20 protein-coding genes are annotated in these 20,175 nt (G+C 72.0%); 9 read left to right on the plus strand and 11 right to left on the minus strand.

The annotated features are described in order from the left end of the window. Nucleotides 1-97 precede the first annotated feature (97 nt). Both E3N83_RS06500 and E3N83_RS06505 read right to left on the minus strand, forming a co-directional pair. Nucleotides 98-1,297 (minus strand): class I SAM-dependent RNA methyltransferase, encoded by a 1,200-nt coding sequence (locus tag E3N83_RS06500; protein ID WP_151082522.1) that lies wholly within the window; start codon nt 1,295-1,297, stop codon nt 98-100. After that, nucleotides 1,294-3,348 carry an APC family permease gene (locus E3N83_RS06505; protein ID WP_151082523.1) on the minus strand — a complete coding sequence of 685 codons (2,055 nt, stop codon included), beginning with the start codon at nt 3,346-3,348 and terminating at the stop codon, nt 1,294-1,296. The genes E3N83_RS06500 and E3N83_RS06505 overlap by 4 nt, the downstream gene beginning before the upstream one ends. Nucleotides 3,349-3,372: 24 nt before the next feature. Here E3N83_RS06505 and E3N83_RS06510 point away from each other — a divergent pair, with 24 nt between their 5' ends. Together E3N83_RS06510 and E3N83_RS06515 are read left to right on the plus strand one after the other, a co-directional pair. After that, entirely contained in the window at nt 3,373-4,035 is a 663-nt protein-coding gene (locus E3N83_RS06510) for a potassium channel family protein (RefSeq protein ID WP_151082524.1), read from the plus strand. Nucleotide 4,036: 1 nt separating this feature from the next. Continuing rightward, nucleotides 4,037-4,708: a potassium channel family protein gene (locus tag E3N83_RS06515; protein ID WP_151082525.1), complete on the plus strand. Its 672-nt coding sequence runs from the start codon at nt 4,037-4,039 to the stop codon at nt 4,706-4,708. Here E3N83_RS06515 and E3N83_RS06520 read toward each other — a convergent pair. The 4 genes from E3N83_RS06520 to dut all read right to left on the minus strand — a co-directional run bounded on the left by E3N83_RS06520 (nt 4,683) and on the right by dut (nt 6,973). Then, nucleotides 4,683-5,396, minus strand: a complete 714-nt coding sequence (locus E3N83_RS06520; RefSeq protein ID WP_238343095.1) for a DUF3159 domain-containing protein — start codon at nt 5,394-5,396, stop codon at nt 4,683-4,685. The genes E3N83_RS06515 and E3N83_RS06520 overlap by 26 nt on opposite strands. Then, entirely contained in the window at nt 5,393-5,758 is a 366-nt protein-coding gene (locus E3N83_RS06525; protein WP_151082526.1) for an OB-fold nucleic acid binding domain-containing protein, read from the minus strand. The genes E3N83_RS06520 and E3N83_RS06525 overlap by 4 nt, the downstream gene beginning before the upstream one ends. A gap of 73 nt (nt 5,759-5,831) precedes the next feature. Further along, complete coding sequence (locus E3N83_RS06530) at nt 5,832-6,458, minus strand: DUF3710 domain-containing protein (RefSeq protein WP_238343096.1); 627 nt, start codon at nt 6,456-6,458, stop codon at nt 5,832-5,834. Next, nucleotides 6,458-6,973, minus strand: a complete 516-nt coding sequence (gene dut, locus E3N83_RS06535; RefSeq protein WP_272950304.1) for a dUTP diphosphatase — start codon at nt 6,971-6,973, stop codon at nt 6,458-6,460. Before dut ends, E3N83_RS06530 begins: the two co-directional genes overlap by 1 nt. 89 nt (nt 6,974-7,062) lie before the next feature. Here dut and E3N83_RS06540 point away from each other — a divergent pair, with 89 nt between their 5' ends. After that, the gene (locus tag E3N83_RS06540; RefSeq protein WP_151082529.1) at nt 7,063-7,551 is read left to right on the plus strand and encodes a DUF3093 domain-containing protein; all 489 of its coding nucleotides are present in this window, start codon (nt 7,063-7,065) and stop codon (nt 7,549-7,551) included. A gap of 9 nt (nt 7,552-7,560) precedes the next feature. Beyond that, nucleotides 7,561-7,848: a DUF4235 domain-containing protein gene (locus E3N83_RS06545; RefSeq protein ID WP_151082530.1), complete on the plus strand. Its 288-nt coding sequence runs from the start codon at nt 7,561-7,563 to the stop codon at nt 7,846-7,848. Nucleotides 7,849-7,942: 94 nt separating this feature from the next. On the opposite strand, the gene E3N83_RS06550 is transcribed toward E3N83_RS06545, so the two are convergent. The 3 genes from E3N83_RS06550 to E3N83_RS06560 all read right to left on the minus strand — a co-directional run bounded on the left by E3N83_RS06550 (nt 7,943) and on the right by E3N83_RS06560 (nt 10,329). After that, on the minus strand, nt 7,943-8,233 hold the full coding sequence (locus E3N83_RS06550) for a DUF4193 domain-containing protein (protein ID WP_151082531.1): 291 nt from the start codon (nt 8,231-8,233) through the stop codon (nt 7,943-7,945). A 150-nt stretch (nt 8,234-8,383) separates the two neighbouring features. Further along, a complete protein-coding gene (locus tag E3N83_RS06555) occupies nt 8,384-9,202 on the minus strand; it encodes an inositol monophosphatase family protein (RefSeq protein ID WP_151082532.1) in 819 nt (272 codons plus the stop codon). After that, the gene (locus E3N83_RS06560) at nt 9,199-10,329 is read right to left on the minus strand and encodes a ferrochelatase (RefSeq protein WP_151082533.1); all 1,131 of its coding nucleotides are present in this window, start codon (nt 10,327-10,329) and stop codon (nt 9,199-9,201) included. The genes E3N83_RS06555 and E3N83_RS06560 overlap by 4 nt, the downstream gene beginning before the upstream one ends. Nucleotides 10,330-10,358: 29 nt before the next feature. On the opposite strand from E3N83_RS06560, the gene E3N83_RS06565 reads away from it, so the two are divergent. The 3 genes from E3N83_RS06565 to sepH all read left to right on the plus strand — a co-directional run bounded on the left by E3N83_RS06565 (nt 10,359) and on the right by sepH (nt 14,034). Beyond that, nucleotides 10,359-11,549 carry an MFS transporter gene (locus E3N83_RS06565; RefSeq protein ID WP_151082534.1) on the plus strand — a complete coding sequence of 397 codons (1,191 nt, stop codon included), beginning with the start codon at nt 10,359-10,361 and terminating at the stop codon, nt 11,547-11,549. 28 nt (nt 11,550-11,577) lie between these two features. Further along, nucleotides 11,578-12,888, plus strand: a complete 1,311-nt coding sequence (locus tag E3N83_RS06570; protein WP_151082535.1) for a D-arabinono-1,4-lactone oxidase — start codon at nt 11,578-11,580, stop codon at nt 12,886-12,888. A gap of 132 nt (nt 12,889-13,020) precedes the next feature. After that, entirely contained in the window at nt 13,021-14,034 is a 1,014-nt protein-coding gene (sepH, locus tag E3N83_RS06575) for a septation protein SepH (protein ID WP_151082536.1), read from the plus strand. A gap of 94 nt (nt 14,035-14,128) precedes the next feature. On the opposite strand, the gene E3N83_RS06580 is transcribed toward sepH, so the two are convergent. After that, the gene (locus E3N83_RS06580) at nt 14,129-15,319 is read right to left on the minus strand and encodes a hypothetical protein (RefSeq protein ID WP_151082537.1); all 1,191 of its coding nucleotides are present in this window, start codon (nt 15,317-15,319) and stop codon (nt 14,129-14,131) included. Nucleotides 15,320-15,426: 107 nt separating this feature from the next. After that, on the minus strand, nt 15,427-17,097 hold the full coding sequence (locus E3N83_RS06585) for an MFS transporter (protein WP_191907985.1): 1,671 nt from the start codon (nt 17,095-17,097) through the stop codon (nt 15,427-15,429). Between the two features lie 46 nt (nt 17,098-17,143). On the opposite strand from E3N83_RS06585, the gene E3N83_RS06590 reads away from it, so the two are divergent. Then, nucleotides 17,144-19,150 (plus strand): SDR family oxidoreductase, encoded by a 2,007-nt coding sequence (locus E3N83_RS06590; RefSeq protein WP_151082539.1) that lies wholly within the window; start codon nt 17,144-17,146, stop codon nt 19,148-19,150. Between the two features lie 333 nt (nt 19,151-19,483). Continuing rightward, entirely contained in the window at nt 19,484-20,140 is a 657-nt protein-coding gene (locus tag E3N83_RS06595) for a thymidine kinase (RefSeq protein ID WP_151082540.1), read from the plus strand. Nucleotides 20,141-20,175: the final 35 nt, after the last annotated feature.

A 20,175-nucleotide genomic window follows, 5' to 3' on the forward strand; every position in this document is an offset into this window, starting at 1 on the left:
CCACCGGGCGCCGGCCGGCGTCGGTCGTCCCACGCGTCACACCACCCAGCCGATCCAGTCGCTTCTCGGCCGATATTTCGGCCGGGAAGCGGCGCGATCACCGGTGCACCGGGGATCGCAGCTCCCGTTCCAACACCGCCACGCACTCGATGTGGTGCGTCATCGGGAAGAGGTCGAAGGCGGTGAGGTCGCGGAGGGGGTAGCCGAGCTCGGCGAAGGTGGCCAGGTCGCGGGCCAGCGCGGCGGGGTCGCAGGCGACGTAGGCGACGGCGCGGGGAGCGCGGTCGACGATCTGCTCGACGACGGCACGGCGCGCACCCTCGCGGGGCGGGTCGAGGACCACCAGGTCGAACGGCTCGTCGTACGACGTGGACAGGACCCGCTCGACGGTCCCGTGCTCGACGGTGGTCGGGCTCCTGACCTGGTCGCGACCCAGGTTGGCGCCGGCGTGGCGGCACGCCTCCCGGGCCCCCTCGACCGCGACCACCTTGCCGGTCGGCCCGACGGCGTCGGAGAGGAAGGCGGCGAAGAGCCCGACCCCGGCGTACAGGTCGAGCACCCGCTCCCCCGGCGCGGGCCGCAGGCCGCGCATCACGGTCTCCACGAGCACGCGCGGGGCCTCCAGGTGCGACTGCCAGAAGCCCTCGGGCGCCAGTGAGAACTGGTGGGTGCCGTAGGACGTGGCCACGGTCTCGAGCGTCGGGTCACCGCCGTCCGGCTCCTGGCCGCCGGCGTCGATCAGGCAGTCGTCGATCTCGACGACCCGGTCGGAGCGGTGCTCGTGCAGCCCGCGCCGGCCGTCGGGCAGCTCGACGTACCGCATCCGGGTGCGCCAGCGGAGCGTCGGCGGGACCACCTCGACCTCGACCTCGCGGTCGATCCGGGCCAGTCGGGAGAGCTGCTCACGGACCACGGCCGCCTTCAGGTCACGCTGCGCCGCCGGGGCGACGTGCTGGAAGTCGCAGCCGCCGCAGCCACCGGGGTGGGCGTGGGGACACGGCGGCGGCACCCGGTCCGGGGAGGCCTCGAGGACCTCCACCGCGTCGGCCCGCCAGAAGCTGTCGCCGTCGGAGCCCTCGGTGACCTCGACGACGACCCGCTCGCCGGGCAGGGCGTGGCGGACGAAGACCACCCGGTCGCGGGCCGGCTCGTCACCCGCGGGGGCCTCGGCCGGGACCCGCGCGACGCAGTGCCCACCGTGGGCGACCGGGCCGACCTCGACCTCGATCCGCTCTCCGACGCGCGACGCGCCCCTGGCCGCCCGGGCCCGCGGGCGGCGCGATGTCCGCCTGGTCATCGGTGGATCTGCTGGCCGGTCTCGTCGCCGCCGCGACTCGGGGCCCCGCGCCGCAGGTCGCCGGCCTTGACCCGGGTCAGCTCGCGCTCCTCACGAGCGCGGGCGACCTGGGAGGAGTACAGCTGGTAGGGCACCGACGTGACCATCACACCGGGGGTGAACAGCAGGCGCCCCTTGAGGCGCAGCGCGGTCTGGTTGTGCAGGAGCTGCTCCCACCAGCGGCCGACGACGTACTCCGGGATGTAGACCGCCACGACGCCACGCGGGCTGGCCTCCCGGATCTGGGTGGCGTAGTCGATGATCGGCTTCACGATCTCTCTGTATGGCGAGTAGAGCACCTTGAGCGGCACCCCGAGGTTGCGCTCGTCCCACTCCCGGACCAGCTGCTTGGTGGTCTTGTCATCGAGCCCGACGTAGACCGCCTCCAGCACGTTGGGCCTGGTCGCCTTGGCGTAGGCGAGGGCGCGCAGCGTCGGCTTGTGCAGCTTGGAGACCAGCACGATCGCGTGCACCTTGGTGGGGAGGATCTTGTCCTCGTCGTCGGCGGCGAGCTCACGGCTGACGTTGTCGTAGTGGCGGCGGATCGCCTTCATGATCGCGAAGAAGATGCACATCGCCAGGATCGCGATCCAGGCGCCGGCGAGGAACTTGGTGAGGAGCACGATCACGAACACCACTGCCGTCATGCCGAGGCCGAAGGTGTTGATCAGCCGGGAGCGGAACATCCGCCGTCGGGTGGCCGGGTCGGTCTCGGTCTTCAGGTGTCGGGTCCAGTGCCGGATCATCCCGAGCTGGCTGAGGTTGAACGACACGAACACACCGACGATGTAGAGCTGGATCAGCCGGGTGGTCTGGGCGTCGAAGGCCACGATCAGGACGATCGCGAAGCCGGCCAGCACGATGATGCCGTTGCTGTAGGCGAGCCGGTCGCCGCGGGAGCCCAGCGCCCGGGGCATGAAGCCGTCCTTGGCCAGGATCGACCCGAGCACCGGGAAGCCGTTGAACGCCGTGTTCGCGGCCAGGATCAGGATGATGCCGGTCATCGCGAGCACGAAGTAGAAGCCTGGTGTGAAGCCGGTGAACACCGCCTTGGACAGCTGCGCCATCACCGTCGGCTCGTCGTACCCCTTCGGCATCGGGGCGCCGTTGGCGTCGCGCAGCCGGGAGATGTCGGCGGGGTCGACGTACTTCAGGTTCATCTTGTTCGCCAGCACGATGATGCTCAGCAGCATCGTGATCGCGATCGTGCCGAGCAGCAGCAGCGTCGTGGCGGCGTTCTTGCTCTTCGGCTTGCGGAACGCCGGGACGCCGTTCGAGATCGCCTCGACCCCGGTCAGGGCCGCGCTGCCGGAGGAGAACGCGCGGGCCAGGAAGAAGATCAGGGCGATGCCGGTGAGGTGGCCCTCGTATCCGGGAGCCGGCTGGATGTGGAAGTCCGCGCTCGCCACGTGGGGCAGGGCGCCCTGGGCGGCGCGCACCGCCCCGAAGATCGCCATCCCGATCACGCCGATCATGAACCCGTAGGTCGGCAGGGCGAAGAACGCACCCGACTCGCGCACGCCGCGCAGGTTGAGCGCCGCCAGCACGATCACGAGGAACACGGCGGTCACAGCCTCGTGCGACTGGACCCAGGGGATCGCCGACGCGGCGTTCTGCACGCCCGACGAGATCGACACCGCGACCGTGAGCACGTAGTCGACGAGGAGCGCCGACGCGACCGTGACCCCGGCGTTGGCACCGAGGTTGACCGTCGCCACCTCGTAGTCGCCACCACCGCTGGGATAGGCGTGCACGTTCTGGCGGTACGACGCGACGACGGTGAGCATGACGATCGCGACGACGATGCCGATCTTCCACGACCACACGTAGGCCGAGGCTCCCGCGAGGGACAGCATGATGAAGATCTCGTCGGGCGCGTAGGCCACCGACGACAACGCGTCGCTCGCGAACACCGGCAGCGCGATCCGTTTGGGCAGGAGGGTCTCACCGAGCTGGGAGCTCCTGAGCTTTCGGCCCAGAAGGATCCGCTTGGAGACATCGCCGGCACCCACGAGGGGACAGGATACGGTTTCCTCGTGCACGTGGTGATCATGGGATGTGGCCGGGTCGGTTCGACCCTTGCCCGCAGCCTCGAAGAGCGCAACCACACGGTCTCCGTGATCGACAGCGAGCCCGACAGCTTCAGGCGCCTCGGACCCGGCTTCAACGGCGACAAGGTGACCGGCTACGGCTTCGACCAGGAGGTCCTGGAGAAGGCCGGCATCCGCCGGGCGGACGCCTTCGCTGCGGTGTCGAGCGGCGACAACTCCAACATCATCGCGGCGCGGGTCGCCCGCGAGACGTTCGGCATCGACCAGGTGGTGGCCCGGATCTACGACCCCGGCCGCGCCGAGGTCTACCAGCGGCTCGGCATCACCACGGTGGCGACGGTCAAGTGGACCGCCGACCAGGTCCTGCGCCGGCTGCTGCCGGTCGGCGCCGAGCCCGACTTCCGCGACCCGTCCGGGACGATCCGGGTCGACCAGGTGCCGGCCCCCGCCGCCTGGGCCGGGCACCCGACGATCGACTTCCAGATGCAGTCGCGCTCCCGGATCGCCTGGATCGACCGGCTCGGCGAGGGCATGCTGCCCACCCGCGACAGCGTCATCCAGGAGGGCGACCTCCTCCACCTGGTGATGCGCGAGGAGAACGCCGCCGAGGCCTACCAGGTGATCCACCACGGGCCCGAGGAAGGCTGACATGAGAGTCGCCATCGCAGGAGCGGGCGCCGTCGGGCGGTCCATCGCCCGCGAGCTGATCACCAACGGTCACCAGGTGCTCCTGATCGACAAGGAGCCGTCCGCGATCAAGCCCGAGCGGGTCCCCGACGCCGAGTGGCTGCTGGCGGACTCGTGCGAGCTCTCGTCGCTGGAGGAGGCCCACCTCGACCAGTGCGACGTGGTGATCGCCGCCACCGGCGACGACAAGGCCAACCTGGTGACCTCGCTGCTGGCCAAGACCGAGTTCGCCGTGCCCCGCACGGTCGGCCGGGTCAACCACCCCAACAACGAGTGGCTGTTCACCGAGGCGTGGGGAGTCGATGTCAACGTCTCGACCCCGCGGATCATGTCCGCTCTCGTCGAGGAGGCCGTCACGGTCGGCGACCTCGTGCGGCTGTTCACCTTCCGCCAGGGCCAGGCCAACCTGGTCGAGCTCACCCTGCCGGAGGACTCGCCGTACGTCGGACGGCCGTCCGGACTGATCCCGTTCCCGGAGAACTCCGTGCTGGTCACGATCCTGCGCGACGGCCAGGTGTACCCGCCCGACGGTGAGCAGCCGATCGAGGCCGGCGACGAGCTGCTGTTCGTGGTCTCCGCCGACGTGGAGGGGGAGCTCGAGGAGCTGCTCAGCCCGGATCGGGAGCGGGACTGACGGTCTCCAGCGGCGTGTGGTTGCGGCCCAGCAGCCACGACATCGCACCGAGCGCCGCCAGCTGCAGCGGCCAGCCCATCGCCACCTTGAGGATGCCGAGGGTCGCGACGGCGGTGTCGGCCGACAGGCTGCCGGAGTGGCCGGCCAGCCAGATCGGTCCCTGCACCGCCATCCTGGCCGCGCAGGGCAACATCAGCAGCAGGGTCAGCCGCGTGCAGAGCCGGACCACCTGACGGTCGTCGTGCCAGGCGGTGGGGTCGCCGGTGACGCTGCCGATCATGAAGCCCACGACCGGCCAGCCGATCACGCAGGTCAGGCCGAACACCGCGGCGTACGCCGTGTTGTAGATCAGACCGGGCAGGAAGTAGGCCAATGCCTGGTCGTCGGCGCTGCCGCCGCGACTGGCCGCCAGGTGGACGAAGAACCAACCGAGACCGATGCCGACCAGGGCGTTCACGCAGAACTTCACCGTCGAACGCTGCACCAGGCGCGCAGCCAGCTCGACGACGGCGACGCCGACGCTGGCGACCAGGGCGAGGTCCAGGTTGCGGGTGGTCAGCCAGAACACGGTGAAGGTCAGGGTCGGGACCGCGGCCTCGATCATGCCCCGTCGCCCACCCAGCGCCTGCCCGAGCTGACGGCGTACCAGGGACTCGACGGTCTCGGCCGTCGGGACGACACCGCTCACGGGAGGAGCTGGTACCGCGGGTTGTAGATGATCCGCTCGCTGCCGTTGCGGCCGATCCGGCCCTGGATCTCGATCGAGCGGCCGGGGCCGATGGCCGCGATCTCGCGCCGCCCGAGCCAGACCAGGGTGATCGTGCCCGAGCCGTCGAAGAGGTCGGCCTCGAGGGCGGGGACGCCACCGCGTGGGCGCAGCGTCACGCACTTGAGGGTGCCGCGGAGCCGGACCGGGGTGCGGTCGGCTGCATCCGCGATCAGGTCGCAGTCGGCCGCCGCGCGGGTGGTCTGGCGCAGCTCGCGGGCGTGCATGTCGTCGGCGTTGGCCCACTTGCTGATCTGCCGGCGCAGCTTGCTCTTGTCGCCCATGGTCTCCCACGATCTCGTCCGTGTCGCGGCCCCCGGAGCCCGGGTGCCTGCCTCCAGCGTAGGCGCGTCCGGGTCAGGTCGTGCGCTGAGCGTCCGGCGGCAGCACGAGGGGCAGTGCGTCGCCGACCGGCATCGCGTGGTCGCCGCGGCGGACGACGACCGACGCGAGGGCGTCCTCCCAGGCCTCGGCGTCGTCGGTCTCGACGGCCGGGCGGCCCAGGAACGTGCCCCGCAGCAGCCAACGGGTGCCGTTGACCCCGACGATGCGGGACGGCTGGATGCCCTGGGTGCCGTCGGGCATCACCACCTGCATGTTGCAGACCAGCTCGACCCCCCAGCGCCCGTCCCGCTCGGTCGCGGTGCCGCCGTGCTGGGCGACGTCGGCGGAGATCTGCGGACGGACCTCGCTCCACAGGTCGCCGTTGCGCGGGGCGGCGAAGGCCCGCAGCTCCAGCGCGCCGTCCTCGCCGGCCAGCATCACCGACTGCACCTGCCCGGTCTGCTCGTCCACCTGGAGCCGCACCTCGGTACCGTCGGTCGGCGGCACCAGCAGGGAGCCGAGGTCGATCCGCTCGACCCCGTCGTCGGGCACCTCGTCGACGTCCCACGGTCCGCCGAGGGAGTCGGTGCCCGGTTCACCGGAGTCGTCGGTCACCTCGTCGAGGTCGTCCGACTGCGAACGGGACTTGCGACGGAACATCAGTGGGTCTCCTGGTTTGCTGCGGTCGGTGGGGCCGCGTCGTCGACCGGCCCGACCGTGGGCGCGGGCGGAGCCGGCACGGACTCGACCCCGGTTGAACCGTAACCCCCGCTGCCCCGGACCGACTCGGGCAGGGCGTCGACCTCGGTGAAGACGGCCCGCTCGAAGCGCTGGATCACCAGCTGCGCGATCCGGTCTCCACGGCGCAGCCGGATCGGCTCGGCCGGGTCGTGGTTGATCAGCATCACCTTGATCTCACCGCGGTAGCCGGCGTCGATCGTGCCCGGCGTGTTCACGATGGACAGCCCGTGCCGGGCCGCCAGCCCCGAGCGTGGGTGCACCAGCGCGACGTACCCCTCCGGCAGCGCGAGGGAGATCCCGGTCGGCACCAGGCCGCGCTCGCCCGGCCCGAGGACGACGTCGACCGTGGTCAGCAGGTCGGCGCCGGCGTCGCCGGGGTGGGCGTACGACGGCAGGGGCAGGTCGCGGTCGAGGCGGACCACGGAGACCGGCAGGCCGGATCCGGACGCCGGTGCGGCAGCAGGCTCGGGCACGAGGCGGACCCTACCTGCGTGCCCGCCTGCCCGGGTGGTTGGCTGGGTCCGTGCCCGAGACCCCACCGCCCGCCGAGCCGGGCGACCACCGCGAGCGGCTCGCCGTGCCGCTGCGCTGGTGGGTCCAGGGCACCATGCTGGTCGCGACGTTCTGGCTGGCCTTCATCGTCTCGATGCCGGCCTCCTGGGCCTGGACCGCCACCGGAGTGCTGCTGGCGATCATGGTCCTGCTGTTCGTGAGCTACGGCTCGCCGCGGATCGAGGTGGCCGACGGCTGGCTCCGGGCGGGCCGGGCCCGGATCTCGGGTGAGTTCCTCGGGAGCGCCGAGGCCCTCGACCCGGACGCCACGCGCCGGGTGGCCGGGCGCGACGCGGACGCGCGCGCGTATCTCCTACTGCGGCCCTACCTCAAGCGGGCGGTCCGGGTGACGATCAGCGACCCCCGCGACCCCGCGCCGTACTGGCTGGTGAGCACGCGCCATCCCGAGCAGCTCGCCGCCGCCCTACGGGTGATCTCGACCGGACCGGCACCGCGATAGCCTGCCGCCATGGCTGACTCCGGTTCGAGCAAGATCTGGACCGTCTTCTCCCTCGTCTCCGCCCTCGGTGCGGCGGCGCTGGCCAAGAAGGCGCTCGACTCGGGGTGGCGTGCCGCCACGGGCAAGCACCCGCCGGAGAACCCCGCCGACCCCGACGTGCAGATCGGCGAGGCCGTGGCCTGGGCGGTCGTCAGCGGCACCTTCGTCGCCCTGGCCCGGATGATGGCGCAGCGCAAGGCGGCCAACTACTACGCGCGGTCCGCCGGGCACCTGCCCCCCCAGCTCCAGAAGGACTGACTCCGGCGTCGGCGCACCCCCGCATCGGCCGGCCCATTGGACGCAGAAAGACCCGCCGAGATCTCTCGGCGGGTCTCGCTGGTCTCAGCGTGTGTCAGGCGCAGTCGCGGCAGATCAGCTTCTTCGCATCCGCGAGCTGGCTGCGGTGGTGGACCAGGAAGCAGCTCATGCAGGTGAACTCGTCCTCCTGGCGCGGCATCACCTCGACCGCCAGCTCCTCGTGCGAGAGGTCTGCTCCGGGCAGCTCGAAGGACTCAGCCGCCTCGGCCTCGTCCTCGTCGACCTTGCCGGAGTTCTTGTCGTGCCGACGCGCCTTGAGCTCTTCGATGCTCTCTTCGGACTGGTCTTCCTCGTTCTTGCGAGGTGCGTCGTAGTCAGTCGCCATTCTCTGTGTTCTCTCTCCCCTACCCAGACGTCCGTCGGCGCCAGATTGTGCACCATGCGGGGGTCTTCTGCACTCCCGGGTTGCGCCGTGTCTCCTGAACCATGCCCGACGCCTGGCTATTCCCCCCGACGAGCCCCTGGTCCGGAACTCTCAGGCCCCGGCGTGAGGACCTTCGCCCCCCACGAAGCCGGCCTCGACGACGGCCGCACGGAAGTCGTCGAAACCCTCGCGGGGAGCACCGATCAGTACCCGCTTTCCGGTGATCGAACGCGTCACTTCGAGCACCCCTCCGGCCTCGGCCAGCACCAGCCCGGCGGCGGCGTGGTCCCAGATGTGCGCGCCCTCCTCGACGTAGGCGTCGAGGGAGCCGGAGGCGACGTAGCAGATGTCCAGGGAGCAGCAGCCGATCCGCCGCAGGTCGCGGACCCGCGGCAGCAGCCGGGCCAGGTACCCCGCCTGCCGGGTCCGGGCCTCGATCTCGTAGCTGAACCCGCTCCCGACCAGCCGCTCACCCAGGGGTACGACGTGACGAACCGCCACGGGGGTCCCGTTGCAGGTCGCCCCGCCCCCGAGCGTGGCGGCGTACTCGAGCCGGACGACAGGCGCCACCACCACCCCGGCAACGACCTCGCCGTCCACCTCGGCGGCGATGCTGACCGCGAAGTGGGGCAGTCCGTAGAGGTAGTTCACCGTGGCGTCGATCGGGTCGACGATCCACACGACCCCGCTGCTCCCGGCGCGGGCGCTGCCCTCCTCGCCGACGATGCCGTCGTCGGGCCGGGCTCCGAGCAGCCGGTCCAGGACCAGCCGCTCGCAGGCCCGGTCCGCCTCGGTGACGATGTCGGTCGCACTGCTCTTGGCGGCCGCGACCTCCACCCCCTCGGACCGCAGCCGGACGACCAGCTCACCGGCCTCGCGGGCCACGGCCAGGGCGAGGTCGCGCAGCTCCGCGGGAGTGGCTGAGGTCACGCGGTCACACCGGCCGGGTAGGTCCCGCGCGGACGCTCCCCCGGTGGCAGCTGGCTCAGCGCCGGCAGCAGCTCCCGCGGGTTGGGGCAGCAGTCGGCCGCGCAGCGGTCCCAGCAGGCCGGCCAGCCACCCACGGCGGCCCGCTCGACGGTCTCGCCCCGCTCCACCGCGGCACGCTCCACGAGCAGCTCACGGACCATGGCCACGAAGCGCTCGTCGGTGCCCGAGGTCGGGACCCGGACGGCGTCGAGGCCCAGCCGCTCGGCCGTCGCCATCGCCTCGGTGTCGAGGTCGTAGACGACCTCCATGTGGTCGGACACGAACCCGATCGGGACCAGCACCACCGAGGGGACGCCTTCGACGACCAGCTTCTCCAGGTGGTCGTTCACGTCGGGCTCGAGCCAGGGCACGTGCGGCGGACCCGACCGGGAGCAGAAGACCAGGTCGTGGGGATGGATGCGCCCCGTCACCTCGGCGACCCGGCCGGCGACGTACGCCGCGGCGTCCAGGTGCTGGGCGAGGTAGGCCCCGCCCATCGGCCCGCTGCCGGCGTTCATCGTGTCGGGGATCGAGTGGGTCACGAAGACCAGTCGGGCCTCCGGCCGGGTCTGCGTCGCCGCGACCACGGCGTCCACGACGGGCTCGAGGAACCCGGGGTGGTTGAAGTAGAGGCGGATCTTGTCCAGCACCGGGCCGGCGTCCGGCGCCGCTCCCCCGTCCGCGACGGCACCGGCGAGATCCTCGCGGTACTGCCGGCAGGAGGAGTAGGACGAGTAGGCGCTCGTGGTGAAGCACGCCGCCCGGGTGATCCCGTCGGCCCTCATCCGGGCCACGGCCTCGGTCAGGAAGGGGTCCCAGTTGCGGTTGCCCCAGTAGACCGGCAGGTCGATGCCGTGGTCGGCCAGGTCGGCACGGAGCGCGGCGAGCAGCGCGCGGTTGAGGTCGTTGATCGGCGACCTCCCGCCGAAGCCGAAGTAGTGCTCCCCCACCGCCTCGAGCCGCTCCCGTGGGATGCCTCGGCCGCGGGTGACGTTCTCCAGGAACGGCACCACGTCCTCGGGCCGCTCGGGCCCCCCGAACGAGACCAGCAGGAGGGCGTCGTACGGCGCGACGTCGGGGGAAGCCATGGGCTCATCGTGCCCTACGCTCGGCCGGGATGCTCACCGCCTACCGCGCCGTGCTCGGGCGCCCCGGCGCCCTCCGTTTCAGCGCGACCGCGATGGTGGCCCGGCTGCCGATCTCGGTCGACACCCTCGGCATCGTGCTGCTCGTCACCGGGCTCTCGCGGTCCTACGGGCTGGCCGGCGCGCTGGCCGCCGCCTACACCGTCGCCAACGCCGGCATGACCATCGTCCAGGGCCGGTTGATGGACCGGCTCGGCCAGGCCCGGGTGCTGCCGGTCGGTGCCTGCGTGTTCGCGGTCGCGATCGTGTCGCTGGTGACCGGGCTGGAGTCGGGCGGTCCCGACGGGTGGTTGTTCGTGTCGGCGGCGGCCGCGGGCGCGGCGTACCCACCGATCGGCTCGTGCGTGCGGGCGCGCTGGTCGCACGTCCTGGCCGGGCGACCCGACCAGGTGCAGACGGCGTACGCCCTCGAGTCGGTCGTCGACGAGGCGATCTTCATGATCGGCCCGACCGTGGCCACCGTCCTGGCCACGACCTGGCACCCGTGGGCCGGCCTCGGCCTGGCGTTGGTCAGCGGCCTCGTCGGCACGCTCTACCTCGCCTCCCAGCGCGACACCCAGCCAGACCCCCACCCCGCCGACCGCAGCACGGGCGCGGAGCCCGGCCCCGCGATGCCGTGGGGCACGGTGGCCCCGCTGGTCGTGGTGTCCCTCGCCCTGGGGTCGATGTTCTCGGCGGCGGAGGTGGCCACGGTCGCCTTCTCCGGCGAGCAGCACGCCCGGTCCTACGCCGGCGTCCTGCTCGCCCTGTGGGCGTCGGGCAGCCTGATCGCCGGCCTGGTGACCGGCAACGTGCGGTGGCAGCGGTCACCAGTGCGCCGGGTGCAGGTGGGCAGTCTGGTCCTCGCGCTGGTGATGCTGCCGATGGTGCTGGTCGGCAGCATGGTCGCGATGGGGCTGGCCCTGTTCGTGGCGGGCTTCGCGATCGCACCGACCCTGATCGCCTCGATGTCGGCCACGGAGCAGATGGTGCCGGCGGCGCGGCTCACCGAGGGCATGGCGCTGATCCACACCGGGATCGCGGCCGGGCTCGCCCCCGGCGCCGCCCTGGCCGGGGTGGTCATCGACGCGCACGGCGCCTCACCGGCGTACCTCGTGGCGGGCGGTGCCGGAGTGGTCGCCGCCCTCACGTCGCTGCTGCTCCGGGCGGAGCCTCGCGGCTGACCCGCTCCCGACCTCTACTCTCGGTCCCGTGCACTGGCAGAACTGGTCCGGCCTCGAGTCGGCCGAGCCCCGGACCGTGATCCGCCCGACCTCGGTCGACGAGGTGGTGGCGGCCGTCGCCGCGGCCCGCCGAGGGGGTACGACGGTCAAGATGGTCGGCACCGGCCACAGCTTCACCGGCATCGCCGCTCCGCAGGACGCGATGCTGCTTCCCCACCTGCTCTCCGGCATCGTCGCCGTGGACCGCGAGGCGATGACCGTCACCGCGCTGGCCGGCACCCCCCTGAAGGTGCTCAACGCCGAGCTCGAGCGGCTCGGGCTGTCGCTGCACAACATGGGCGACATCGCCGAGCAGACCCTCGCCGGCGCGGTCTCGACCGGCACCCACGGCACGGGTGGAGTGGCCGCCGGGCTGTCGGCCCAGCTCACCGGTCTCCAGCTGGTCACCGGCACCGGCGAGGTGGTCGACGCCGACGCCCGGCACCACCCCGACGTCTTCGAGACGGCCCGGGTCGGGCTCGGTGCGCTCGGGATCCTCACCTCGCTCACCTTCGCTGTCGAACCGCTGTTCGTGCTCGAGGCGCACGAGCAGCCGATGACGTGGGACCAGGCCCTGGGTTCGTTCGACGAGCTGGTGGCCCAGAGCCACCACTGCGACATGTACTGGTTCCCCCACACCGACCGGCTGCTGACCAAGCAGAACACCCGTCTGGACCTCGACCCCTCCGACGCCGAGCCGCTCTCCCGGGTCCGGCACTGGGTCGACGACGACCTGCTGTCCAACACCGTCTTCGGTGCCCTCACCGCCGCCGGCAACCGGGTCCCCGGGGTCGTCCCCCGGCTCAACCAGGTGGCCGCACGGGCGCTGTCCGAGCGCACCTACAGCGACGTCGCGCACCGGATCTTCACCTCCACCCGCAGGGTGGTCTTCCGCGAGATGGAGTACGCCGTGCCGCGCGAGGCGGGACTCGACGCGCTGCGCGAGGTGCGCCGGCTGGTCGACGCCTCGGACTGGCGGATCAGCTTCCCGATCGAGATCCGGGTCGCGCCCGCCGACGACATCCCGCTGTCGACGGCGTACGGCCGCGACTCCTTCTACCTCGCCTTCCACACCCACCACCGCTCCGACCTCGCCCAGCACACGGCGTACCTGTCGGCGATGGAGGCGGTGATGCGCGACCACGACGGCCGGCCCCACTGGGGCAAGCTGCACAGCCGGACCGCGGCCGACCTGGCACCCGCCTACCCGCGCTTCGCGGACTTCCTGGCGCTGCGTGAGCGGCTCGACCCCGAGCGGCTGTTCAGCAACGACTACCTGCGGCGGGTGCTGGGGAGCTGACCCGGTGGAGAGAGGTCGCCGAGGCGCGCCGTGCCGGGAGCCGGGAGCGACGCCCACGCTGGCGTAGGCTCGGCGCCACCGGAGCAGGAACGGCGCAGGGCTGGAGCAGTCAGGGCAGGAGCGAACAGGGCCATGGTGCACCTCACCCTCACCGGGTTGAGCGAGGACGGCCGGCAGCTCTTGTTCGTCAGCGACGAAGGGGTCGAGTTCACCGCCGACCTCGATGCCAGGCTCCGGGCCGCCCTTCAGGCGCGACAGGGCGGCGACCAGGCACGGCAAGGCCAGTTGGAGATGCAGATGGACTCAACGCTTCGCCCACGCGACATCCAGGCGCGGATCCGGGCCGGGGAGACCCCCGAGACCGTGGCCCAGGTCGCCGGGACCTCGGTGGACAAGGTGATGCCCTACGCCGCGCCGGTGCTGGCCGAGCGCGCCCACGTCGCCCAGCGCGCCCAGCGCGCCTCGATCCGGCGCCCACCCGGCGACGGGCCGGCCGCCGGCTCCGGGCGCACCCTGGGCGAGGCCGTCGGCAGCCACCTGCGCGGCCGCAACGTGGACCCCGACTCGATCACCTGGGACGCCTGGCGGCGTGAGGACGGCCGGTGGACCCTGACCGGTGCGTACGCCGCCGGCGGCCGGGTCGGTGCGGCCCACTTCTCCTTCGACGCCCCGGGCAACTACGTCGTGGCCGACGACGACGACGCGCACTGGCTGCTCGGCGAGGTGCCGGACGCTCCCGCCGAGGCCGCGCCGGCCGCCGCGAGCCGCGACGACCTCTCCACGGCCCGCCAGCGGCGGCTGTCCGCCGTACCCCCCGACGAGCTGCCGCTCGGTGAGGACGCCATCGAGCTGGTCAGCGAGCCGGCGGCCGGCCTCGGCGCCGAGCAGCCGGTCGAGGCCTACCTCGACGAGCCGCTCGCCCCCGGGCTGGACGACGACACCGCCACCTCGGACCCCGTCGCCGCGGCGGACGACCCGGCCCACGAGGCCGACGTCGAGTCCGACGAGGAGTCCGGCGAGGAGTCCGGCGACGACGACCACGCCCGCCACGAGCCCCCCTCCCGCAAGCCGGTGAAGAAGACCCGCGGCCGCGCCTCCGTCCCCAGCTGGGACGAGATCATGTTCGGCGGCGGCGCCGAGGAGTGAGGGGGAGGTTTCCCCGGTACACCGGGGAAACCTGACGTTCTCGGGCGAAGTTTCGCCCGAGAACGTCAGGTTTCGCGCGAGAACCTCCTCGAGATCAGTTCTCGATGTGGCGCGACCAGGTGAACGGACCGAAGCCGGTCGCGGTGGTCTTGGCGTGGCCGCCGGGGGTCACCGTGAAGTCCAGGTACTCCAGGGGGACCGTGCTCCCGTGCACGGTGACCCGGTGGAAGTTCGCCACGTCGTACGACGGGTGGCTGTTCCAGTCGTCGTAGCCGCAGACCCCGTCGTCCCCGGTGCAGGGAGCACCCTGCTCCAGCGGGTTGTCGGACCGGTAGGTGTGCGAGTCGCCGTTGAAGAGCAGCACCGGCTTGCCGAAGGCGCTGGTCCGGGCGGCCAGGCTCGACACGATCGGCTCGTACTGCGTCAGGTGCGACGACGGCTTCCCGTCGAGGTCCCACATGTCCGCCTGCTCGATGACCACGACACCCTGAGCGTCCTGGGCGTTCGCGATGTCGAAGGCCCGGCCGAGCCAGCGCAGGTCGGCGCCGGTGCGCTGCTGCACCTCCTGCTGCTGCGCGGCCGACATCGACGGCGCGCCGTACCAGGGGTCCGTGTCGTTGTTCGAGCCGCCGGGGATGTCCAGCGTCACGAAGACGAAGCCCTTGCGCTGCCAGATCACGTTCTCGACGTACTGCGCGTCCGCGGGATGTGCCGGGTCGTACGCCGTGGCCTGCGACAGGGTGTGCAGGGAGCCGCTGCCCAGCGTGGCGCCGGGCTGCGCGAAGAAGATGGAGCGGACCAGCCCGAGGTTGGCCACGGGGTCCCCGCCCGCGTAGTCGACCGGGTTGCCCGCGGAGTCGACCACGTGGTCGACCTGACCGGTCGCGGGGTTGTAGACCCCACCACCCTCGGCCTTCTTGTGACAGTCCGTCCACTCGTTGTCGCCCGGGGTGTAGACCATCGGGTCGGCGAAGCCGCTCCACAGACCGGCGATCTGGCGGTCGTAGGCCTCGGTGCAGAACTGCTTGCCCGAGTGGATGTCGCCGACGTGGACCACCGTGTCGACGGCCGGGTCGGCGTTGACCGACGCGACGAACGCCGGGGTGGCGTCGGTCTCCGCGGTGTCGGTCGGGGTCGTGCCGTACGGCGCGTCGCCGTACACCGCCATCGTGAACGACCGGTTGCCCGCGTCGGCAGTCGGGCCGCCGGGTGCCGCGCCCGCCATCGCCGGTACGGCGCACAGGGCGGCGCTCGCCGCGGCCGCCATCAGGATCCTGGTTCGCATGCGTTCTCCTCGCTCGGGGATGTCCGGGCCGACTCTGTCGAGCGCTCATGACCCGGGTGCCGACGACGAGGTGAACGTCGAGCGAACTCTGCTCAGCGCCTCCGTGGTCAGCCCTCCGGGGGCGTGTCCGGCGAGAAGCGGTCCAGCAGGTCGTCCACGTGGTGACCGGCCCGCGCGTTCGTGGTCTCCCAGCCGGTGACCACGCGCACGAACCGGTCGCCGTCGAGCAGGCACAGGTCCAGCTCGGTCTCGGCGCGCACCGTCGCGGTCCGGGGGACCCGGCGCAGCAGGCCGATCTCGCCGACCAGCTCGCCGGTGCCCAGGGTGGCGACCAGCCGACCGTCGCCGACGACCGAGGCACGGCCACCCTCGATCACGTAGCAGCCGTCCGCGACTTCCCCCTGCTCGAAGAGGACCTGCCCGGCGCCCACCCGCCGCCGGACCAGACCCGCCGCCAGCTGCTCCAGGGCGGGCAGCGGCAGCGGGTCGAAGACCCGGACGGTGCGCAGCAGGGCGATGTCCCCGGCCCGGTCGACCATCACGGCGTCGAGCCGGCGCAGCCCTCGCCAGCCCAGGATCACAACGACCGGGCCGAGCGCCCCGACCACCGCCAGGGCGCTGCGGACGTCGAGGAGGTGGGCCAGCGCCGCAGCCAGGACGGAGCCACCGCCGACGGTGAGGGCGCCGAGGCTCTCGGTCAGTCCGAACACCCGACCGAGCATCCGCTCCGGTGCGAGCCGGGCGACCAGGGTGAAGAACCCGATGTCGACCAGAGCGTTCCCGACGCCGACCAGTGCGTAGAGCAACAACGCGGTGGCGCGGGCCGGCACGGCCGCGAGGACGACCAGGGGCAGTCCCCACAGGGCGACCCCGATCCCGAACCACCCGGCCAGTCGCTGGTTGCCCACCATCACGGATCCGGCCAGCGAGCCGATCACCGCTCCCGCACCGAGGGCAGCCGTCAGGGTGCCCACCCCCGGATCGCCCAGGCCCAGCAGGTCGACCGCGACCAGCACGCTGAACACCGAGAGCGCCCCCCGGGTGACGGTCTGGGCCGCGAGCAGCGCGAAGAGGAGGCGCAGCATCGGGGTGGTCCACACCTCGCGAGCACCGGCGACCAGTCCCTCCCACACCGAGTCCGACGCCGTACGGCGCTCCGGCTCCTCGACACGCAGACCCACCGTGACCACCGCCGAGAGGGCCGACAGGACCGCCACCGACGCGAAGCCCGCCGTCACTCCCGACCCCGCCAGAAGGGCGGCCGCGAGCGCCGGGCCGACCAGCGTCGCCAGCGAGTCGAGCAGGCCCCGGACGACGTTCGCCGAGGCCAGGTCACCCGGGGTGTCACACAGCAGCGGGAGCAGCGCCGAGTTGACCGGGCGGTACAGCAGCGCCGCCGTGGTGGAGACCGTCGCCAGCAGGTAGACCCCGGCAGTGGGGCCGCCGCCGGCGGCCAGGACGACGATGCCGACGGTGGCCAGGCAGCGCACCGCCGAGACCAGCGTGAGCACCAGGTCGCGCCGCCACCGGTCCGCGACGGTCGAGGCGAAGGGGGCGAGCACGGCCGAGGGCAGGAACCGCAGGAGCGAGACCAGGCCGACCGCGGTGGCACCTCCCGACTCGAAGGCGTAGACCGACAGCACGACGGTGAAGGCCCACTCGGCCGTGCAGGCACCGGCGAACCCCGCCTGCGTCCGTCGCAGAGCCGGGTCGCGGGCGTTGGCCGCGAACGCCCCGGCGGCAGCCCGCAACCGGTCGCGCGATCGCGGGGTTGCCACGTCTGGCAAGGTAACCGGCGCAGCCGGCCGCGGGTAGTCTCCCGCCATGTCGTACTTCGTGACGGGCGCCACCGGGTTCATCGGACGACACCTCGTGGAGGAGCTGCTCGACCATCGCGACGGCACGGTGTTCGTCCTGGTGCGCGAGGGCTCGCTGGCCCGGATGGACTCCATGATCGAGGTCTGGGGCACGGACCGGGTGGTGCCCGTCGTCGGCGACCTGGGGGCCGACCGACTCGGCGTACCGAAGAAGTGGGTCACCGAGCACCGGGGCGCGATCGACCACTTCTTCCACCTGGCCGCGATCTACGACATGACCGCGGACGACGCCACCAATGAGGAGCTCAACGTCGGCGGCACCCGCCATGCCCTCGAGCTGGCCGAGGCCCTCGAGGTCGGGTGCTTCCACCAGGTCAGCTCGGTCGCGGCGGCCGGGGAGTACGACGGCCCGTTCGACGAGTCGATGTTCGACGAGGGCCAGACGTTGCCGTCGGCCTACCACCGCACCAAGTTCGAGTCCGAGCGGATCGTGCGCGACGAGGCGACGGTGCCCTGGCGGGTCTACCGGCCGGCGATCGTGGTGGGGCACAGCGAGACCGGGGCCATGGACAAGGTGGACGGGCCCTACTACTTCTTCCCGGCCATGAAGATGCTCCGCGACGTGCTGCCGGCCTGGCTGCCGATGGTCGGCGTCGACCTCGGGGACACCAACGTCGTGCCCGTCGACTACGTCGCCAAGGCGATGGACCACCTCGCCCACCTCGAGGGCCGGGACGGCGAGGCCTTCCACCTGGTCAACCCCGAGCCGCAGCCGGTCGTGGAGATGATCAACGCCTTCTGCGGAGCAGCCGGGGCGCCACGCTTCGCCACCCCGGTGGACCGGGGCACGACCGGTGGTCTGCCGTTCTCCCTGGTGCCGGGACCGCTGCGGCCGTCCCGCCTGCTCACCGGCCTGATCCGCAGCGGCCCCGGCCAGCTGGTCCTCGAGCAGACCATCGGCCGGCTGGGAATCCCGGCCGAGGTCGTGGGGCACACGTCGTTCCGGCCGGTCTTCGACTCGCGTCGTACCGAGAAGGCCCTGGCCGGCTCGGGCATCGCGGTGCCCGACCTCGAGTCCTACGCCCGCACCCTGTGGACCTACTGGGAGGACCACCTGGACGAGTCCACCGCCCACGACGCCTCGGCCCGCGAGGCCCTGACCGGGAAGTACGTCGTGATCACCGGCGCCTCGTCGGGGATCGGCCAGGTCACCGCGCTCAAGGTCGCCCAGGCCGGAGGCATCCCGGTCCTGGTCGCCCGCGGCAAGGACAAGCTCGAGGCGACCCGGGCCACGATCGAGAACCGCGGCGGCACCGCGCACGTCTACCCGTGCGACCTGTCCGACCTCGACGCCATCGACGGGCTCTGCCGGCAGCTGGCCGACGACCTGCCCAGCATCGACTTCGTGGTGAACAACGCCGGACGCTCGATCCGGCGGTCCCTGAGGCTGAGCTCGGACCGGTTCCACGACTTCGAGCGGACGATGGCACTGAACTACTTCGGGGCGATCCGGCTGATCATGGGACTGATCCCGCAGATGCGCCAGGGGCACCAGGGCCACGTCGTCAACATCTCGTCGATCGGCGTGCAGACCAGCCCGCCGCGCTTCTCGGCGTACGTCGCCTCGAAGGCTGCGCTCGACGCCTGGAGCAACGTCGTCTCCTCGGAGCTGGTCGGCGACGGCATCACCTTCACCAGCATCCACATGCCGCTGGTCCGGACCCCGATGATCGCGCCGACCAAGATCTACGACAAGTTCCCCACCATCAGTCCCGCCCAGGCCGCCGACCTCGTGATCAAGGCGATGGTCGAGCGGCCGCACGAGATCAACACGCTCCTCGGCAATGTCGGGGCCGTGGCCCACACGGTCGCGCCGAAGTTCGCGTTCCGGGTCCTGAACATGGCCTACCAGGTGTTCCCCGACTCGGCCGCCGCGAAGGGCGAGGGCTCGTCGGGCACCCGCGAGTCCGAGCAGATCATGCTGGCCAAGGTGTTCAAGGGCGTCCACTGGTAGCAGCGCCGCGGAGTGGGGGGTCCCGGCCGGGGGGCGCCGGGTGGGTCGGAGGGGGAGTCCGTCCGTCAGGAGATGGCAGAAGCATCGCCCGGGATCACCGGTTCCGACCATCGGGCGACCGGTCAGGGCACATGGCCCGGATCGGCCATGCCGCGTCCACCCTTCGGCCGAACTGCGGGACAACGCTGGTCACGGTTGCTCGGTTCACCCTACGGTCGGTACTCCGGTGGCCTTCGGGGTGTCGAACTCATGCGGGGGCCACCGGGCTCGAGGGGCTCGGCCGGCACGGGGAGGCCGAGCCCTTCGAGAGGGGCCGTGACACAATCCGGCGCGATGGCTGAACTCCACTTCTTCACCGGGACGATGGACTCCGGCAAGAGCACCCTGGCGCTCCAGACCAACCACAACCATGCGGCGCGTGGTCGGGTCGGGCGGATCTTCACCACCCACGACCGGGCCGGCGAGGCGATCCTCTCCAGCCGGCTCGGGCTGACCCACGACGCGATCGAGGTCGACGACACCTTCGACTTCTGGCGGTACGTCGTGGACTCGCTGACCGCCGGGGGCCGGGTCGACTACCTGATCTGTGACGAGGCGCAGTTCTACACCGCCTACCAGATCGACCAGCTGGCCAAGGTCGTCGACGAGCTCCAGATCGACGTGTTCGCGTTCGGGATCCTCAGCGACTTCCGGACCCGCCTGTTCCCGGGCAGCGCCCGGCTGGTCGAGCTGGCCGACCGGATGAACGTGCTCCAGGTCGAGGCGCTGTGCTGGTGCGGCAAGCGGGCCACCCACAACGCGCGCACCGAGGACGGCGCGATGGTCGTCGAGGGCGAGGTGATCGTCGTGGGCGACGTGGACTCACCCGGCGGCGCTCCCGCGGAGGTCGCCTACGAGGTGCTCTGCCGCCAGCACCACCGGCGCCGGCTGACGGCGGCCCGGGCCCAGGCGGTCGCCCTCTCGCCGGAGCCGCTGCCCTTCGGATCCTGATCAGGTTTGCCGACCGCCGCACTGCGGTAAGAACC

The organism is Nocardioides cynanchi (genome assembly GCF_008761635.1).
GTDB lineage: Bacteria > Actinomycetota > Actinomycetes > Propionibacteriales > Nocardioidaceae > Nocardioides > Nocardioides cynanchi.